We start from the raw sequence: 18,600 nt of genomic DNA, 5'->3' as shown, positions 1-18,600 counted from the left end.
GCTCAGCCCGCCCACAGCTTACTGGAAGATGACTTTGTTTGAGGAAGGGTGCGTACCGCGCGGAAAATCAATGCCGCGGCAACGAATTCTCCTAGGACAATGCCACCGAGCGACCAGACGGGTGGAGCAAGCACGAGCAACAGGGAGACCGAGCCTATGCTGACAGGGGCTGCCCAGAGCATCGGAATCGCAAGCGGGCTGAATGCGCCATGCGCCTGAAGCAGGATCGCTTCAGGAAAGTACAGGGCTCTGGCAAGCAATATGGCGCTCCAGAGCGCTGAGCCGATCACGACTGCATTCAGGTCATAAGAGCGATTGAAGAAGACGTAGGGAAAAAAGGCAAGGACGATACACATCGCGATGATCGTGAAAAGCCAAACGATGATCGAAGCCATTCGGAAATGCCACATTGCGCTTTTCACGGCCGCCGTCGATCCTTGGGCAATGCCGATCGCCAGCCGCGAGCGCTCCAGCTCGGAAAGCGCATTGAGTGCGACAATACAGGGACGGGTGAGAGTCCCGCTTGCCGCGATCGGGACGAATGCTTGCGGCCCAAGGAAGAGGGTAACCATATAACTGTGCGCATTTGCGGTTGCTGTGGTTGCTATCACGCCGAGTAGTGACCAGCGCGAAGATTTCCGCCAGATGGATTTGAACGACTTTTGAGCCAATTGGGGATCCGCCCAGAAGTCAGTGCGTCGCGCAAAGGGTATGAGACTAACCAGACCGCTGACGAAATAGGCTGCATATGCCCAATCCGAATGCGGCTGTGAATTAACTACGATCCATGCCGTTCCAGCGACCAGTGCTGTCATGTAGATGGCATCCGAGATAGCCACACGGAACTGCTTTCCATGGCAATAGGCCATTGCTCTGCCGAACTGTCGCAATGATCCGCTTGCCACGACGCCAGCGTAGAGCAGCGAAGCCTGAAAAGAAGCATCCAATGCAAGGGCGATCGGAAGCGCGAGTCCCGAGATGATCGCGGTTCCGGCCTGATTGAGCAACGAGATGGGGGGCATGGTAGGCAAGAGCCCATGCGGCTTGCGCTCAGCTAGAACGTGCGCCAGCGGCGCAACGAAAAGCGCATTCATGATCGACCAAAGGAATTGCGCGACCAGCAGCAGGAACACGAATCGACTGAATTCTGCGGCCGGTAAGCGCCGCAACAGGACTAGCGACAACAGGAATTGTGCCGCGGCTCCGCCTGCGGTACCGCCCATGGCGAGCGCGTATTTCCCCGCCTCAGTTACCGATGGCATCACCTTTCGAAGCCCGGAAATCGAAATCACGTCGGGCTCGTCAAGAGCTAGCCGTTCGCTTCCTGGTAGTAGTAGGCGTATCGATACTGATAGTAGCTGCCCCCAAGCGCCTCGGCGTTTTCATCGACGGCGTTCACAATGGCGCCGATGGGCTCGCGAGCAGTCTTTCTTAGCGCTTCAAGCGCGCTTTGTGCGACGCTGAGCGGTGTATCGTTCCACTTGACAACGAAGACCAGACCTTCGGCGTAGTTAGCGAGCATGCGGCCGTCGGCAAGCCCTAGCAGCGGTGGCAGATCAAGAATAACATGATCGTAGCGCTGTCTCGCGGCCGAAACGAGCATTTGCATGCGGTCGCTTTCGAACAAGTTTGTGGACGTGAAATAAGGCTCGCGGACCAAGACCATGTCGAGGTTCTCTAGGGCACTGGCGGTGATGACGGAATCCAACTCCGCATCGCCCTTGAGGTATTCGACGAGGCCGTTGTTGGTTCGGCCGACTTCGGCAGCGCCTTGCATGGCCGCGCGGCGCAGGTCGCAGTCGACGATCAAGGTGCGAAGTCCTGCCACAGCGAGGGTTCGGGCGAACGATAGCGAGGTGGTTGTCTTTCCTTCGCCAGGGATTGCCGAGGTGAATGCGATGACCTTCAAGTCGCGCGCGGTTTCGCCCGCTCCTAGAATGGCCCCGCGAGCAATGCGGAATGCCTCGGCAAAGAAAGAGGTTGGGCGATCAATGAGCAAATGTGCCGGGTGTTCGTCGGCAACCTTGGGCACAACAGTGAGTAGCGACAGGCCAAGCTTTTCCTCGATATCGCTAGCTTTGAGCACAGTGCCTGCCAGCATTTCTTGTGTGGCAATGGTGCCCGCGCCCGCCATCAGGGCGACAATCAAGGCAAGCGAAATGAAGAGCGGCTTGTTGGGAAAGTGTGGGGCCTTGGGGGGGATAGCGCGGTCAACGATGGTCGCCGTCGACATGGAATTCTGGGCGGTCTGCTGTACAGCCAGCGACTCTTCGGAAAGCTGGCGGTAGAGATCACGTTTGGCATCCGCTTCGCGCGTGAGGCTGTCTGCAATGACTTTGGCCTGGGTTTGCGATGCGCGCAATTTTTCGATGCCTGCGAGGCTGGAGCGCAGGCTCGCTGCTCGCGCATCGGCTGCCTTGGCGACCGATCCCAGCGACGAAATGATCCGCTCGCTTTCCGCGGCAATCTGGCGATCGATGTTGTCCAATTGCGCGTCAATCTTTTGCGTGTCGGGATAGCGCTTGCCATAGCGCGATTCCATCTCGGCCTTGGCGGTAAGAATGTCGGCGCGCTTTGCTCGAAGGTCGCTGATTACCGGAGACTGAAGGACTTCGACCACAGAGCCGGGGCCGGATCGGCTCGCTTGCATGCGGGCCGCAAGATAGTTTGCGCGCGCGGCTGCGGCAGACGATTCGGCATCGGCGAGATTTGCGGAGAGTGCGGGAACCTGTTGGTCGCTGATCGTGCCTGTCCCCGAGCCTGTGTCACTGCCGCCCAGCGATAGCCCATTTTCGGCCCGGTAACGGGCTGCAAGTGCTTCTGCCGCTCGGACTTGGCCGTTAAGCTCGGTCAATTGCTGCTGATACCACTCTGCTTGGCCGCTAGCGACACTGGTCCGTGTATTGACCGCGCCTTCGATGTGCGCCTCAGCGAACGCGTTGGCGATTTGGGCAGCTTTCACGGGATCGACCGATTCAAAGCCGACGTTGAGGACATAGGTCTGTCCCTCACGCGAGACACTGAGCTTTTTGAGCAGATTAGTCGCGGCGGTATCCTCGCGGGAGGCGGTTGTGGAGACCCCATCATCCTTGTCAGTCTCAACGAACTCCGGATCGTTGGCCAGATTGAGCTTGGATACAACAGCCTTGGCCACATCAAGCCCATAGAATGACGAAACTTCGGTATCGATCGCTTCGTCTGAAAGCGTGACCGTCGTCTTTTGCTGGGCTGCGACAGGATCTCGCGATGGGTCGATGCGGACGCGGGCGGACGCCTGATATTGCGGGGTGATCAGAAAGACCGCGATCGTGCCGAGCACAAAAACGATGCCAGAGATGAGCGCCATCATCTTCCATCGCCGCTTTAGGGCATCGCGAACCCTTGTCACCACATCGGACAGCGTGAACTCGGGCTGCTGTGCTAGTGCTATTTCCATATCTTGGCGCCTATAGCTTGTTTGCGATGTTGGCTACGATCACAGTTTGACGGTAGCACGAATCTGGGCACGAAGTTCACTGATGTCAGGCTGGCGCAGCGTAGCGCTGCGTGAACGCGTATTGTAGGTTGCATCGACGCCGATCTCGAAGCGCCGGGACGCCAGGTATCTGCCGGATAACGAAAGCTGAGTGGTCGACGCTTTGGATGAAGGGCCGACGTAGTCCTGATGCGAATATCGGGCCTGACCCGTAACTAGGAGATTCCGAAGTAATGCATGATCCAGGCGGACGCCGGCAAATGTCTGGAAATAGGGGCGGCTGCTCACGAATTGCGTATCGGAGAAGCGGCGTCCTCCTTGGAACGAAATCGTTGTAAGGGCACTGAGATAGAATTCGGCTTGGGCCTCGGCGGAAAGACCTTCAACGCTTTTAAGGCCGAGTGCTTTGAAATCGCGAATGGAATAACCGAGACCGACGGTGGCGCTCCCGTATCCGGCAAAGGTAAACTGTGCACCTGCGATTAGTCGGCCCCCTGAAGAATCGCTGTCTTCGACTGTCCCGACGATCGTGTGATCAAAATCAATTTGGCTGAACTCGGCTTGGGTGTAGAGCGCTACCGTCGGTGAAATCGCGTATTGGAATTGACCGGCAATGCGCGCGACCCTCCGATCCTGGCCTGCCTGATCAACCTGACCGCCATCCACGTCTGTAAACGGCTTGAAACGGATATCGTAGAATTGCGAATCGATCGACAGGTAGGCTCGACCCGATGCGTATGTCGCATTGAGTGCCAACGCGTCCTGGCGGTAGACGGTGATATATGCGCCAGTTGCATCGATATCGCCGGAAAAACGGTTGCGGGTTTGCTGCGAGGCGGAAACTTCGGCATTTAATTCGAGCTTGCTGCTTGCATCGATGCGCCCATTGGCGACAAGGTTCCAGCGATCCTCGTTGCGATCCGACCGGCCCACATAGCGAGCGAAGTCGCCGTTTGCATAGAGGCGTACCTGATGGCGCGACCAGTTCGAGCGCAAATCTGCTTGCGGCGAAAACACCAGAAATGAGGACGCCTTTGGTGAAGACGAGGTTTGGAAGGTGTTGCTGGTTATGCCGTTGGCGAGGGTAACCTGCGAATTTAATGCGAATGCACCTATCCTTGATCCCAACGGCGCCCACTCGCTCGGGGTGCGGCGTACGTCGTTTCCTTTATCAGATGGAAGACCTTCGGGTGTGGCGGTGTCGATGAGCACACTCTCGCTTGATTGTGCTCGGGCGGTTCCAGTCATGATCGGGATCAAAAGCACCGTAAACAAAAGGTTGGCGACCATAGGAAACAAACGCTTTCGCGTTAGTCTCCTCGCGCCGAGATCCTCACTCTTGGGTCGGAGTCGTTCGAAGCTTGTAACGAGCAGCGTGCTTCGATGCCTTGTCCGCATCTTGCCCTTGCCGACCGATGCTTGCGGCACGAATTGGGGGTATGGAAGGCTGATCAGAAATATCGCTCTTCAACCCGGATAGTGTCACCAGGATAGATCCTGAGCCCTGCCGTCAGCGCGTAGACCTGCTCGATGTCTGAGCCTTCTCGGCGGATGAACAAAACTTTCTTCTCGGCTCGCGGCGAAAAGCCCTTGGCAGTCGCGATTGCGGAGAGCGCGGACATGCCTGGGGCATAAGGGTATTGGCCTGCGGTATTGACCTCACCCAGCACATAGATTGGTCGATATTGGGTTACTTGCACACTGACGCTGGGCAGGCGCAAATACCCCGCAGCATAAAGATCCTGGGTATCTTTCGCCAACTCCTGGGGCGTCTTGCCTTCTGCTTTGACAACTCCGACGAGCGGGAGCGTAACCGTGCCATCAGCGCCGACTGCATAGGTGCCGGTGATCCCGGTTTCGTTATAGACCGTGATCCCAAGCTGGTCGCCCGGGCCAATAAGGTAGGGCCGATCATCGGCATTTGGCGCATATCTCTCGCCGCTCGAGATGACATCAGCCGAATTGTATGTCGCGCAGCCCCAGGCGAGGAGGCACATGAGACAGGCAGAAAAGATCTTTTTCACACTGCCCCCCAAGGCACTGAAGCCGAAAGCTTTGGCATCGCAAAACCTTGCTTGATCATGTGCCTAACGACGGGGAAGGGCGTTTGCAAGAGAGATTGATGTTGCGACGCGGCGAGCGGCCCGGCGGTTCCGGCTTCAAGCTGCTGGCGAAGCTCGCGGCGCCACGTGAAGAGCTGGAGACCCGCAAAAACCGGTATTTTTGCGGTGTTTGGTCCCGGAATTTGGTGGGTCGGATCTGACGTAAATCGTTGAGGCTCGCGAAGCCATGCTTTGCAGATGGCTTCATAGGGTGTGAGGCCCTTCAGCGTCTTGAGGCGGCGTCCGAAGTTGTAGGCGGCGGCGAAGTCGGTGAGGTGTTGTCGGAGCTGGTCGTGGTTGTCGTAGTGGTAGCGTTTGACCGTTGCTTCCTTGATGGTGCGGTTCATCCGTTCGACCTGGCCATTGGTCCACGGGTGGCGGGGTTTTGTAAGCCGATGTTCGACATCGAGGTCGGCGCAGGCTGCTTCGAAGGCATGGCAGCGGAAGGGCAAGTGAATAGCCTCTAGTTTTCTAGACGCCTTCCGCTTTCAAAATCTGCTGCCGTTCGAACTCGACGGGCGACAGCATCCCGTTCCTGACCTGCTTGCGAACCGGGTTGTAGAACATCTCGACGTAATCGAACACGTCCTGCCGGGCTTCCTCGCGGGTTTTGTAGGTCCGGCGCCGGATGCGCTCACGCTTGAGCGAAGAGAAGAAGCTCTCCGCCACAGCGTTGTCATGACAGTTGCCGCGCCGGCTCATCGAGTGCTCAAGATTGTGAGCGCGGATGAAGGCCGCCCAGTCCATGCTGGCGAACTGCGAGCCCTGGTCCGAATGGATCAGTACCCGTTGCCTGGGCTTGCGCCGCCATACCGCCATATGCAGCGCCTGCAGCACTACATCGGTGGTCTGCCGGCTCTGCATCGACCATCCCACCACGCGGCGGGAGTACAGGTCGATCACGACGGCTAGATAGGCGAAGCCTTCCAGGGTGCGGAGTGGAGTAGGAAGCGCATGAGCGCTTCCCCTCCCCGAACCGTACGTGCACCTTTCAGCGCATACGGCTCTCCATTCAACCTTGGCCCAAGGCCATGGCGACATCATGATAGCGGGAGGTGACGGTATTTCGGAGTTCGTCCCGGAAGATGTAGGGATTTCGCTCCGGGTTCCGCCACCGGAACTGCATCTTCTGGCTGGTGACCAGTCGTCGCAGCGCCTTGCCGACGGCATTGCCCTGATTGCTCCGGCCGTAGATCAGCCACGTCTTTGATTGGCCAATTTCCGGCACGCGGTACCATTTGCGCATCAAGGGCTTGATGCGGGACCGGTACTTCTGCGCCAACCAGTGCGCCATTTTCCAGAACACGACGGTGTCGATGCGCCGGAATGTGCGCGCCGTGAAGTCGGTGAACTTATAGAACGCGGCCCAACCCGCCAGTTGGCGGTTCAGGCTGTCGATCATGTCCACCGCGGCAACCTCATGATTGCCGGAGAGCGCCTCGACCAGTCGGCGAGCGAAGGTCTTGGCTTTCTCCTTGGGTATCGTCGAGACCACGGACATGCGTCCGCTCGATCCCCGCTTGCGGATGATCCGGTGCCCGAGGAACACGAACCCGTCGTCGACGTGGGTGATATGGGTCTTGTCCATATTCAACGTCAGCTTCAGGCCGCCTTCCAGAAAGGCCCGGCATTCCTCGCGGATGGCCTCGGCATGTGCCTTGGTGCCCTTGACGATAACGACGAAGTCGTCGGCGTAACGGCAGTAGGCGACAGCAGGTTTCCATTGCCGGTTCTCGCGAACCGTAATGGGGCGCCCCTGCTGGATGCCGAAGTTCCATGCCCAGCGATCCTTTCGCGCCTTGGCGCTCAGGTATTTCGCCTCCAGCCACGCATCAAACTCATGGAGCATGATATTGGACAGGAGCGGCGACAACATGCCGCCTTGCGGAACACCTTCGCTTGAGGCGACGAACAAACCACAGTCGATGTGGCCTGCCTTCAGGAACCGCCGGAGCAGATCGACGAACCGATCATCCCGGATACGCCGCCGGACACAGCGAAGCAGAAGCCGGTGATGTACCGTGTCGAAGTAGCTCGCCAGATCACCTTCGATGATCCAGCGGCCCCGCGTTCCGGCGTCACTATCCTGCAACTGTATCTTCACGGTCCGGACAGCGTGATGCACGCTGCGTTCCGGCCGGAAGCCGTAGGAGAGGCGATGGAAGTCGCTTTCCCAGATCGGCTCCATGGCCATCAGCATCGCACGTTGGATGATGCGGTCTGTCAGGGTCGGGATACCCAGTGGACGTTTCTTGCCATTGGCTTTCGGGATATAGATTCGCCTGACCGGCTGCGGGGCGTAATTCCCCGTCAGCAAGTCCGTCCGCAGGCTGGCCAGATGTTCTGCCAATCCGTCCTGCATCCGTTGCTTGTCCATTCCGTCTATGCCCGGGGTCTTGGCGCCGCTAGACGCCAGCACGATCCGGGCTGCCTCGGCAAGCCACGCCCTGTCGGCAATGAGCCGGAGAAGCCGATCGAACCTGCGGTTCGGATCGCTCTCGGCCCATGTCGCGAGCTTGTGCTGCATTTCACTGATTATCAAAGGTCTTCACCTCGTTTGGTCAGGTAGTTTGCACTTCAAGCAGATTGAACTGTCCCCCTTCGCCATGTGACAGGCTTTCCCTGTCGCGGACTACTACGGGGACTCCGCCAGCATGATGGACATCGGGGCCAACTCCCTTGGCATTCCATCATGCCTTCCCTCGTTCATATGCTGGACTTTCACGCGCTGGGGAGGCTGCCGGTCGCAGTCCTAGTCCTTGCGTCCCGCAAGTCGATGCCGATGCCATGGTCTGGCTGCGTTCTCTCCATGACGCCCCGCAGGCGACCTACGTCTTTGCCTGCGCTCGGATTTCGCCGGCATACCTGTCCGGCGCCATCATCAGCATTCCGCCTGTTAAGCCGTGTAGGCGAAGGCGACATTTCAGCCCTCGGATGCGGATTAACCGGTTCGTGTTCCTCAACCTTCCAGCGCTACAGCCTCGGGGACCATCTTGGCGTAACGGCTTCGCCTCAATCCCCTTTACCTGCGGGCTACGTCACCCTGCCAGTTGACAGCAGGTCACCGCCGCTTGGGCTCATGCCCCCTCACAGCAGGGGGCAAGGCATTCGTTCAATTCCTCCTTTCTCCTTTGCATTCCAACATACGCCTCCCCGATCATCCGGGACGAGGCGCACTGTAGGTGATGTCGGTCACCCAGGCCCGGTCTGGCGCAGCCACATCGAACTGGCGGTCCAGAGTGTTGTCGACTGCCAGGGACGGCTTGCCACCATAGCTGCCGGGCCTGCGCTTGTAGCCGATCTGCGCCCTGATGCCCGCCAGCCTGGTCAATCGGGCAACGCGGTTGGGGCAGCAGGTCTCGCCGTGATCCAGCAGATCATCGTGTAGCTTGCGGTAGCCATAGACCTTACCGCTGTCATTCCAGGCTTTGCGGATCAGATCGGTCTGCCGGGCATCTTCCCGAGCCCGCTGGCTAAGTGGGCTCTTCTGCCGGGCATAGAAACCGCTGGGCTGGATGCGCAGGCACCGACACATCGACCGAACCGGGAACTGGCCACGATGCTCGGCAACAAACGCGTATCTCACTTTGCATCCCTGGCGAAATACGCGGTGGTTTTTATGGAATGGCCCGCCCCTTATGTCTCGGCGCTATGATGGTGTCGCAAACTGAGGAGAGGACCGATGACGAAGACACCTATCGCCGTGCTCGGGATCGACCTGGGCAAGAATAGCTGCAGCTTGGCGGGCATGGATAACGCCGGCGCCGTGGTGATGCGCAAGCGGATGACGCGGGATGCCATCGTGAGCTTCGCGGCGACGTTGCCGGCGTGTGTGATTGCGATGGAGGCGTGCTGCGGTGCGCACTTTCTGGGCCGGACGCTCGCGCTTTACGGGCACACGATCCGGCTGATGTCGCCTGAATATGTTCAGCCGTACGTCAAGGCGCAGAAAACCGATGACCGCGATGCCGAGGCAATTGCCGAAGCGGCGACGCGACCGACGATGCGATTTGTATCACTAAAGAGCGAAGCTCAGCTCGACCTGCAGATCCTGCATCGCGTTCGGGAACGGCTGGTGAATGCGCGCACGGCGCTGATCAACCAGTTGCGTGCGGTGTTGCTCGAGCGCGGGATCATCCTGCCCAAGGGCCGGATCAACCTGATGCGTCGTCTCGAGGATCTCATGACCAGCGATCCGGCCGTCAGTGCTCGCACCCGGGCGTTGCTGGCTGACCTTCGCGACGAGTGGGCGGGCCTTGATCGACAAGTGAAGAGGTACGACGATGAACTTGCCGCGCTGACCCGCGATGATGAGCAGGCTCGGCGCCTGGCGACCATCCCTGGCGTCGGCGTCATCAACGCGACCGCGTTGCTCGCAGCTATCGGGGACGGCAGCGCCTTCCCCAAGGCGCGGGATCTGGCCGCATGGCTCGGTCTGACACCGCGGCAACACTCGACCGGCGGCAAAACGAAGCTGCTCGGCATCAGCAAGCGCGGAAACGGCTACCTTCGCAAGCAACTGATCCACGGTGCTCGCGCCGCCATGCCGCATCTCGCGGCCAAGCCGAACCAGCTCGGCACTTGGCTGCAGGCTATGTTGACGCGCGCCCATCCCAACGTCGTGGTGGTGGCACTGGCCGCGAAACTGGCGCGCATCGCTTGGGCGGTGCTGAACAAACAGCAGGACTTCGATCGGCAGGCGCTCGTCGTCGCCTGATCGTCTGGAACAGCGGGCGGACGGATACCGCACGCTCACGATGTCTGCGGGAGGTGAAGCGGAGATGGCATAACAGGTCGTACCGGCAGCCTGGAAACCTGGTTCTAAATGTGGTGCTCGGTACCGGGGCGTTTATGAGGACCAGACTGCGCGGATATCCATCTTGGCCAAGGCTTCAGCCTTGAGACCGGATACGTTGATGCAGACCCATCATGCCATCTAGAATTTACCCCTTGCCGACGGGGCGGGCCATACGTTTTAGAATGTCGCGCTCCTCGGTCACCCGGGCCAGTTCACGCTTCAGCTGACGGATCTCCGCATCCTTGCCGGCATCGCCGGACACCTGCCTCGCCAACTGCCGCTTCCACGAATACAGCGAGTGCTGGCTGACCCCGAGCCGTTGCGAGACCTCGGCTACCGGATACCCTCGCTCGGTGATCTGGGCCACCGCATCACGCTTGAACTCATCGCTGAAATTGGGCTTCCCCATCATCGCCTCCTGTCCTCAAAATTAGGATCGAAGGCGTCCAGAAATCTAGGGGCTATTCAAGAGGCTATTCAATCAAACATCTAGAGGCGGCAACCGCCAGGCCAGCGGGCGATCGCCAAGCAAGGCAATAGACGCCGCAAGGATTTCCTTACCCACCAACGGATGCTCCAGGTTGGCAGGGGCGAGGTGCAACAGCGAACGCGCTGCCGGAATATAGTGCAGTTCGTCGAAGTAGAGCGTGGCTGGCGAAAGCAGACCGTACGAGCCCACCGCAATGAAGATGGCGGTGAGGCAAAGCACCCAAAGAAAGGGGGGCGGATGGAGGTTTGACCGAGCCGGTCATTCGGGAATGGTAACGCAAAATTCGAGACTTGGGTAATTCACAATGAGGAAAGCACGTACCGGGCCGACTTTGCTCGGAGAAATCCTAGTAATTCGGGCCGCAAATGCGAAAAGCGGTTAACCCAGCAGCATCTTAAGCCCGGAGATGGCGAGCATCACCGCAAGACAGTTCCGAATCCAGTGATCCTCGACCTTGCCGGTCGCCAGCGATCCGAGGATCACGCCCGGAATCGATCCGATCAGGAGATTGCCCAGCAAGGTCCAGTCGACATTGCCGAGCCACGAGTGGCCGATCGCCGCGACCAGAGCGAGTGGAATCGCGTGGAGGATGTCGGTGCCGACCAGGGTCTTGGCATTCATCCTGAGCGGATAGACCAGCATCAGGAAGACCGCCACCAGCGCCCCCGCGCCGACCGAGGTGATCGTCACCAGGCAGCCGATCAGCGCGCCACTGACAACCGTGAGGATGAGCTGGTGCGAGCGGAATTGCGGCCCCGCCTGCGCGCGAAAGCGGCGCAGGGGGATGCTCAGGCGCTCTTTCATCGGAGTGATGCAGGCGACGACCAGCAGCGCCACACCAAGCAGCCGCATGAGCAGATCGGCTTCCAGCCGCCCGCCGTAGTAAAACCCCAGCCACAACAGGGTGATGACCGCCGCCGGCACGCTGCCCAGCGCCAGCCGGCGCACGACCTGCCAGTCGGGAGAACCGATCTGGCCGTGCAGCGTGCCGCCCACCATCTTGGTGATCGCCGCGAACCACAAGTCCGTGCCGATGGCTTTCGCCGGGGTGAAGTTGAACAGGATGATCAGCAGCGGCGCCATCAGCGATCCGCCGCCCACGCCCGTCAAGCCTACAAGGAAGCCGACCGCCGCGCCGGACAAGACATAGGGAAATTCCATCTAGGTTACGTTTTTGCCCGAGCGGAGGCCCCAGTGAGGCGGGAACAGTGATTTTGAAACACAGAATAGCCAATCGGTAACGTGACCAAAATTGCCTCCGGCGAACGGAATCCGGGACTCTAATTGAACCCATCGCAGCCCGAAAGCAATTCGCTTTGCGTTCGGGACGACTTACGGCATGCCTTCTTACGAGAGCATCGAATGAGCTGGGCACCCGCAAAAACCTGTAGCGTTGGGATGGCTATGATGATTCACTGATCGGGAGCGATCATGGAGGCCGGTCATGGATCCCAAGTCCCTGTTCAGTTTGAGCGAACACCTTCAGATGTTGAGCAAGGAGGGCGATCCGCTCGAGGTTTTGCAGCAGACTGTGGACTTCGAGTATTTCCGTGCCTGGCTCGTGGAGGGGCTCGGCTACGGCGATGGTGCCAAGGGCGGGCGGCCGCCGTTCGATCCGGTGATGATGTTCAAAGCCTTGATCCTGCAGGCGCAGCACAACCTCTCGGATGCGTGGATGGAGTTCATGATCCGGGACCGGTTGAGTCGGCTGCGTTTTCTGGGGCTGTCGCTCGGGGACCGGACGCCGGACGAGAACACGATCCGGCATTTTCGCAACCGCCTGACCGAGACCGGCACGCTCAAGCGGGTCATGAAGGCCTTCGATTGGCAATTGCAGAAGAAGGGCTACATCCCGATGTCGGGGCAGATCGTGGATGCCTCGCTGGTGCCTGCGCCCAAGCAGCGCAATACCGAGGGTGAGCGCGACGCGATCAAGTCGGGCATGAGTGCGAAGGAGATCTGGCCCGACGAGCCGAACAAGGCGGCGCAGAAGGATACCGATGCGCGCTGGACGCTCAAGATCGGTGGCAAGGTCCGATATCGCGCGGATGGCACGCCATTGCCCATGATTGCCCTGCCAGTGTTCGGCTACAAATCGCATATCAGCATTGACCGGCGTTATGGCTTCATCCGGGAGATGGCGGTGACGTCAGCATCGGCCGCGGACGGGCGTATGCTCCGGCAGGTCGTCAGCACGGACAATACCGGCTCCGAGGTCTGGGCCGACAGCGCCTATCGCTCCAGGCGAAACGAGAAGTGGCTGTCGGACCAGATGCTCACATCCCGCATCCACCGCCGCAAACCCAAGGGCAAGCCCATGACGAAGGTAACCGCGCGGGCCAACGCAGCAAAGTCCTCGATCCGGGCTCATGTCGAACATGTCTTCGCGCATCAGAAGATCCGCTTCGGGCTGTTCATCCGCACCATCGGCCTGGCCAGGGCCGAAGCGAAGCTCACCCTTTGCAACTTGGCCTATAACTTCAACCGGCTGATCTTCCACGAACGCCGGGCAAGCATGGGATGACTCTGCCTGCCATCCGGCGAAATCGGGTCACACTGCCCGAAATACCGCCGAAAGGAGACCAACAACGCGCCATTATGGTCGCGCAACGTCGGGCAAAGTCCTCATCGGACGGACCGCTCCAAATTACGCGGTTTTTGCGGGTGCCCAGCTGTCTATCAGGGGGCATTACGTGAAATACCTCATTTGCGCTCAGCCGAAAAGTACATCCACATCGCTGATGAAAAGTGTCGGTCGGATAGCCCGCTCGCACCCCGCCGCCTGCAACGCGTCGTGCTGGAGCGCGGTGGTCTGGTCGGCGGAAGAGACGCGCGCATAGCCGATCAGTGCCGTCCTGTTGGGCCCTTTGTCCGAATTTGCGTCCGAGAATCTAGTTGTCCGACATGCCGTTGAGCAAGCTTGAATTTCTGGACATTGTGTCGTGGTCCGGAAAACCTTGGTATCTCAGACAGCTGGGCTTGGCGTCCGCTCCTTCGGTGAAGGAGATTAAACGAGCCTGTGACAGCTCTGACTCCGTTCACAGAACATAAGCACTGTTCGCAACGGGAGGAACCTCGTATAGCCTTCAGTGTGCAGTTGCAGCATGGTGCAAGGCTGTGTCATTACACTGTGAGGCGGTGCGGGATACGCGAATGAAGATTGCGGTTTTCGGCCTCGGCTACGTGGGGCTTTCCAATGCCGTGCTGTTGGCCCAGCACAACGAGGTGGCGGCGGTCGACATTGCCCAGGAGCGGGTCGACCTGCTCAATGCGCGCAAGTCGCCGATCGTCGATGCCGAGCTGGAGGAGTTCCTCGCCACTCGGCCGCTGAACCTCACCGCTGCCACCGATCCGCAGGCGGCGCTCGCAGGTGCCGACTACGTGATCGTCGCCACCCCGACCAATTACGACGCCGACACCAACAAGTTCGACACGTCTTCGGTTGAGGCGGTGATCGATACCGCCAAGGCCGCCAACCCGCAGGCCACGATCGTCATCAAATCGACGATCCCCGTGGGCTTCGTCGAGGATGTGCGCCGGCGCCTCGGCACCCACCAAGTGATCTTCAGCCCCGAGTTCCTGCGCGAGGGCCGCGCGCTCTACGACAATCTCCATCCGTCGCGCATCATCGTCGGCGAGCAATCAGAGCGGGCGCGGATCTTCGCCGATCTGCTGCTGGAAGGAGCGGAGAAGAAGGATGTCGAGATCCTCTTCACCGATCCGAGCGAGGCGGAAGCCATCAAGCTTTTCGCCAACACATACCTCGCGATGCGCATCGCCTTCTTCAACGAGCTCGACAGCTACGCGATCGCGCACGGGATGGACTCGCGCCAGATCATCCTTGGCATCGGCCTCGACCCCCGCATCGGCCAACACTACAACAACCCCAGCTTCGGCTATGGCGGCTACTGCCTGCCAAAGGACACCAAGCAGCTGCTGGCCAACTATTCCGAGGTCCCCCAAAACCTGATCCGCGCGATCGTCGACGCCAACCGCACCCGCAAGGACTTCCTCGCCGACCAGATCATTGCCCGGCGGCCACGCAAAGTCGGGGTCTTCCGCCTGGTAATGAAGGCAGGATCGGACAATTTCCGCCAGTCCTCGATCCAAGGCATCATGAAGCGGATCAAGGCCAAAGGCATTGAGGTCGTCGTCTATGAACCGGCCATGCAGGGAGACGAGTTCTTCGGCTCGCGCGTGATCCGCGATCTTGCCGAGTTCAAAGAGGCGAGCGATGTCATCGTCGCCAACCGCATGACGACCGAGATCGAGGATATAAAAGACAAGGTCTTCACCCGTGACTTGTTCGGGTCAGATTGATCTCTGTTATGTTCGAATACTGCGATCAAGACTAAGGGGGTAAAGTGAGAAAAGGAATAATCCTTGCCGGTGGGTCTGGAACTCGCTTATATCCGCTGACCCGCGGTGTGTCGAAACAGCTTATGCCTGTCTATGACAAGCCGATGATCTACTATCCGCTATCGGTGCTCATGCTGGCCGGCATCAGAGAAGTTCTGGTCATTACGACTCCCCATGACCAGGCCGCCTTCCAAGCGGTGTTGGGTGACGGAAGCAGCTTCGGCGTCCAGTTGCAGTACGCTGTACAGCCAGAGCCGGCAGGGCTTGCACAAGCTTTTCACATCGGCGCTGATTTCGTGGGCAGTCAGCCTTCTGCACTTATCCTTGGCGATAACATCTTCTATGGCCACGGCCTTCCTCAACTCCTCGACCGTGCCGATGCGCGAGAGAGCGGCGCCACCGTATTTGGCTACTACGTCAACGACCCCAAGGCCTATGGTGTGGTCTCATTCGACGCGCAGGGACGGGCGGAAATCATCGAAGAGAAGCCGGCCCATCCCAAGTCCAACTATGCCGTCACAGGGCTCTACTTTTACGATGGGCAAGTTGTTGATCTTGCCTCCGATCTAAAGCCTAGTGAGCGCGGCGAGCTCGAGATCACCGACCTGAACCGGCTCTATCTGGAACGCGGCCAGCTTTCCGTGGAGATCATGGGCCGCGGCTATGCTTGGCTCGACACTGGCACACACGGTTCGTTGCTTGATGCGGGCAACTACGTGAGGATTATTGAGGAAAGGCAAGGCTTGAAGATTGCCTGCCCCGAGGAGATCGCCTGGCGCAATGGCTTCATCGATGATGCGCAGCTTGAAGTGATCGCAGCTCCTTTGGTGAAGAGCGGCTACGGCGCTTATCTTCTTAATCTGCTCGAGAATCGAGAAGCCGTGCTTGAGAATGGGATCTCGACATGGAATTGACCCCGACTGAGATCGAAGGCCTGCTGATCGTAGAGCCACGTGTGTTCGGCGACGAACGCGGCTTCTTTCTGGAGAGTTGGAACCGGCACACTTTCGCGCAGCTTGGCCTGGATCTGGATTTCGTTCAGGATAACCACAGCCGTTCCGCACGCGGCGTGCTGCGGGGCCTGCACTATCAGCAGCCCAATCCACAGGGAAAGCTCGTCCGTGTCGTTGCCGGGCGCGCATGGGATGTGGCGGTGGACCTTCGTGCCGGCTCGCCCACATATGGTCGCTGGGTTGGGGTGGAGCTGTCAGCCGAGAACAAGCGGATGTTCTGGGTTCCGCCAGGCTTCGCGCACGGTTTCGTCAGCTTGGAGGATGGCACTGACTTTCTCTACAAGTGCACGGCCTTCTACGATCCGGCTAACGAACACTCGCTAATGTGGAACGATCCGACAGTCGGTATCGAGTGGCCACTTGATGGCATCGAGCCGCAGCTCTCCGCCAAGGATAAGGTCGGCAGGCCCCTGCAGGATGTCGAGGCTTTCGCGTGAAGGTTCTGATTGTCGGCGCCAACGGCCAGCTCGGCAAGGGCCTCTCGCGCACGGCGCCGGACGAGGCGAGCATCGTTAGTCACGATATCGACACGCTCGACATCACCGATGCCGAAGCGATCACGGCTGTGGTGAGCGAAGTTCACCCCGATATCGTCTTCAACGCGGCGGCTTACACTGCGGTAGACAAGGCTGAGAGCGAGGAAGAGGCTGCGTTCGCGGTCAATGCTACCGCGGTTGGCTACCTAGCCGAGGCTGCGCGTGGCGTGGGTGCGCAGTTCGTCCACGTCTCGACCGACTTCGTGTTCGACGGCCGCTCGGGCGTACCCTATTCGCCAGATGCCCCCACCGCACCGATCGGCGCCTACGGACGTACCAAGCTAGCCGGTGAGAAAGCGGCAGGCGAGGACGCGTTAATCGTGCGCACGGCTTGGGTCTATGCCCCCACTGGGGGCAACTTCGTGCGCACGATGCTGCGTCTCATGGCTGAGCGGTCCGAAGTGCGCGTGGTCGCCGACCAAATCGGTACTCCGACTTACGCGCCGGGCTTGGCGGCTGCTCTGTGGACGATGGCGGCGAAGGGTGCCAAGGGTATCTACCACTACACCGATGCCGGCGCCTGCAGCTGGTATGACTTTGCCGTGGCGATCCAGGAAGAGGCGCTGGCGGCGGGCCTGCTAGACAGGGCGGTTCCGGTGATCCCGATCAACGCGGTGGAATACTCCACGCCCGCCGAACGACCGCACTATTCGGTGCTGGACAAGGCGTCGACCTTCGCGGTCTTGGGTGGACCAACCTCGCACTGGCGCGAAAACCTTCGCAAGATGATGATTGAGATCAAAACTCATGGCTAACTTGATTGTCACCGGAGGCGCAGGGTTCATTGGCGCCAACTTCGTCCATTACCGTCGCAAGGTTGCGCCTGACGACCAAATCGTGGTTCTCGACTTGCTCACCTATGCCGGCAACCGCCACAACCTAGATGGGCTGGACGACGTGTTGCTGGTCGAAGGAGATATTTGTGACACTGAGCTGGTGTCGTCCCTCATTGCCGACCATCAGATCGACACGATCGTCCACTTTGCGGCCGAAAGCCATGTCGACCGCTCGATCACAGGCCCGGATGCCTTTGTCACTACGAACGTGATTGGCACCCACAGCCTCCTGAAGGCGGCCAAAAAGGCCTGGCTCGATGAAGGCAGCGGTAAGCCCCACCGGTTCCACCACGTGTCCACCGATGAGGTTTATGGATCGCTGGGGCCTAATGACCCCGCCTTCAGCGAAACCACGCCCTACGCGCCCAATTCGCCGTACTCGGCATCCAAGGCCGGTAGCGATCATCTGGTGCGCGCCTATCACCACACCTATGGGCTCGAGACGACCACCAGCAACTGCTCGAACAACTACGGACCCTTCCAGTTTCCCGAAAAACTGATCCCGCTGTTCACGCTCAATGCCTTGAGCGGCAAGCCCCTGCCGATTTATGGTGACGGTATGAACGTACGCGATTGGCTGCATGTCGAGGATCATTGCCGCGGTATCGAAGCTTGCCTGCGCAAAGGCCAGCCGGGCGAGGTCTACAACATCGGCGGTGGTCAGGAACTGCCGAATTTGACGGTGATCGAGGAGATCTGTCGTTCGGTGGACAAGGCGTTTGCTGCGGATCCATCACTCGCCAAACGCTTCCCCGACGCACCGGCCGCGCAGGGTCGCCCTAGCGCGGAGCTTAAGACCTACGTCACCGATCGGAAGGGCCACGACCGCCGCTATGCCATCGACGAAACCAAGGCCCGCACCGAACTGGGCTACGCGCCGGCGCGTGACTTTCCACAGGGCTTCGCCGAAACCTTGGCTTGGTTCCTTGCACGGGAAAACTGGTGGCAGCCACTGCTCGAACGAGCTTCCATCACACGCTGATCTCGACGC

The 18,600-nt window shown here is 59.6% G+C and carries 14 protein-coding genes and 5 pseudogenes; 7 read left to right on the top strand and 12 right to left on the bottom strand.

What is annotated here, in order from left to right:
- Positions 1-2: 2 nt before the first annotated feature.
- The 8 genes and pseudogenes from PYV00_RS11345 to PYV00_RS11310 all read right to left on the bottom strand — a co-directional run.
- Entirely contained in the window at positions 3-1,292 is a 1,290-nt protein-coding gene (locus PYV00_RS11345; protein ID WP_275228376.1) for a hypothetical protein, read from the bottom strand.
- A gap of 17 nt (positions 1,293-1,309) precedes the next feature.
- Positions 1,310-3,436 carry a GumC family protein gene (locus PYV00_RS11340; RefSeq protein WP_275228375.1) on the bottom strand — a complete coding sequence of 709 codons (2,127 nt, stop codon included), beginning with the start codon at positions 3,434-3,436 and terminating at the stop codon, positions 1,310-1,312.
- A 39-nt stretch (positions 3,437-3,475) separates the two neighbouring features.
- Positions 3,476-4,765: an outer membrane beta-barrel protein gene (locus PYV00_RS11335; RefSeq protein ID WP_275228374.1), complete on the bottom strand. Its 1,290-nt coding sequence runs from the start codon at positions 4,763-4,765 to the stop codon at positions 3,476-3,478.
- Positions 4,766-4,926: 161 nt separating this feature from the next.
- Positions 4,927-5,499: a polysaccharide biosynthesis/export family protein gene (locus PYV00_RS11330; RefSeq protein ID WP_275228373.1), complete on the bottom strand. Its 573-nt coding sequence runs from the start codon at positions 5,497-5,499 to the stop codon at positions 4,927-4,929.
- 206 nt (positions 5,500-5,705) lie between these two features.
- Positions 5,706-6,014: pseudogene (locus tag PYV00_RS11325) on the bottom strand (integrase core domain-containing protein); the annotation flags it as partial.
- Positions 6,015-6,048: 34 nt separating this feature from the next.
- Positions 6,049-6,522 (bottom strand): annotated as a pseudogene (locus tag PYV00_RS11320) (IS3 family transposase); the annotation flags it as partial.
- A 67-nt stretch (positions 6,523-6,589) separates the two neighbouring features.
- The gene (ltrA, locus tag PYV00_RS11315; RefSeq protein WP_275228372.1) at positions 6,590-8,104 is read right to left on the bottom strand and encodes a group II intron reverse transcriptase/maturase; all 1,515 of its coding nucleotides are present in this window, start codon (positions 8,102-8,104) and stop codon (positions 6,590-6,592) included.
- A 633-nt stretch (positions 8,105-8,737) separates the two neighbouring features.
- Positions 8,738-9,196 (bottom strand): annotated as a pseudogene (locus PYV00_RS11310) (IS3 family transposase); the annotation flags it as partial.
- A gap of 84 nt (positions 9,197-9,280) precedes the next feature.
- Between PYV00_RS11310 and PYV00_RS11305 the strand changes: the two are divergent.
- On the top strand, positions 9,281-10,294 hold the full coding sequence (locus tag PYV00_RS11305) for an IS110 family transposase (protein ID WP_275228390.1): 1,014 nt from the start codon (positions 9,281-9,283) through the stop codon (positions 10,292-10,294).
- A 229-nt stretch (positions 10,295-10,523) separates the two neighbouring features.
- Here the strand turns inward: PYV00_RS11305 and PYV00_RS11300 are convergent.
- From PYV00_RS11300 to PYV00_RS11290, 3 genes and pseudogenes are all read right to left on the bottom strand, one after another.
- Positions 10,524-10,784, bottom strand: a pseudogene (locus PYV00_RS11300) (transposase); the annotation flags it as partial.
- A 72-nt stretch (positions 10,785-10,856) separates the two neighbouring features.
- The gene (locus tag PYV00_RS11295) at positions 10,857-11,084 is read right to left on the bottom strand and encodes a hypothetical protein (protein ID WP_342803809.1); all 228 of its coding nucleotides are present in this window, start codon (positions 11,082-11,084) and stop codon (positions 10,857-10,859) included.
- 159 nt (positions 11,085-11,243) lie between these two features.
- On the bottom strand, positions 11,244-12,026 hold the full coding sequence (locus tag PYV00_RS11290) for a sulfite exporter TauE/SafE family protein (protein WP_275228371.1): 783 nt from the start codon (positions 12,024-12,026) through the stop codon (positions 11,244-11,246).
- A gap of 283 nt (positions 12,027-12,309) precedes the next feature.
- Between PYV00_RS11290 and PYV00_RS11285 the strand changes: the two genes are divergently transcribed.
- Positions 12,310-13,389, top strand: coding sequence for an IS5 family transposase (locus tag PYV00_RS11285; RefSeq protein ID WP_275228370.1), 1,080 nt, complete (start codon positions 12,310-12,312; stop codon positions 13,387-13,389).
- A 234-nt stretch (positions 13,390-13,623) separates the two neighbouring features.
- Here the strand turns inward: PYV00_RS11285 and PYV00_RS11280 are convergent.
- Positions 13,624-13,713, bottom strand: a pseudogene (locus PYV00_RS11280) (recombinase family protein); the annotation flags it as partial.
- 305 nt (positions 13,714-14,018) lie between these two features.
- On the opposite strand from PYV00_RS11280, the gene PYV00_RS11275 reads away from it, so the two are divergent.
- The 5 genes from PYV00_RS11275 to rfbB are packed head-to-tail and all read left to right on the top strand — an operon-like array spanning position 14,019 to position 18,591.
- The gene (locus PYV00_RS11275) at positions 14,019-15,185 is read left to right on the top strand and encodes a nucleotide sugar dehydrogenase (protein ID WP_275228369.1); all 1,167 of its coding nucleotides are present in this window, start codon (positions 14,019-14,021) and stop codon (positions 15,183-15,185) included.
- Between the two features lie 44 nt (positions 15,186-15,229).
- The gene (rfbA, locus tag PYV00_RS11270) at positions 15,230-16,138 is read left to right on the top strand and encodes a glucose-1-phosphate thymidylyltransferase RfbA (protein WP_275228368.1); all 909 of its coding nucleotides are present in this window, start codon (positions 15,230-15,232) and stop codon (positions 16,136-16,138) included.
- Positions 16,129-16,674: a dTDP-4-dehydrorhamnose 3,5-epimerase gene (gene rfbC, locus PYV00_RS11265; protein ID WP_275228367.1), complete on the top strand. Its 546-nt coding sequence runs from the start codon at positions 16,129-16,131 to the stop codon at positions 16,672-16,674. Before rfbA ends, rfbC begins: the two co-directional genes overlap by 10 nt.
- A complete protein-coding gene (rfbD, locus tag PYV00_RS11260) occupies positions 16,671-17,528 on the top strand; it encodes a dTDP-4-dehydrorhamnose reductase (protein WP_275228366.1) in 858 nt (285 codons plus the stop codon). Before rfbC ends, rfbD begins: the two co-directional genes overlap by 4 nt.
- Positions 17,521-18,591 (top strand): dTDP-glucose 4,6-dehydratase, encoded by a 1,071-nt coding sequence (rfbB, locus tag PYV00_RS11255; RefSeq protein ID WP_275228365.1) that lies wholly within the window; start codon positions 17,521-17,523, stop codon positions 18,589-18,591. The genes rfbD and rfbB overlap by 8 nt, the downstream gene beginning before the upstream one ends.
- Positions 18,592-18,600 lie beyond the last annotated feature (9 nt).

This window comes from Novosphingobium album (ex Liu et al. 2023), from assembly GCF_029076845.1.
Taxonomy (GTDB): Bacteria; Pseudomonadota; Alphaproteobacteria; order Sphingomonadales; family Sphingomonadaceae; genus Novosphingobium.
The sequence above is the reverse complement of the archived record's forward strand: the minus strand, read 5'-3'. Positions and strand labels throughout refer to the sequence as shown.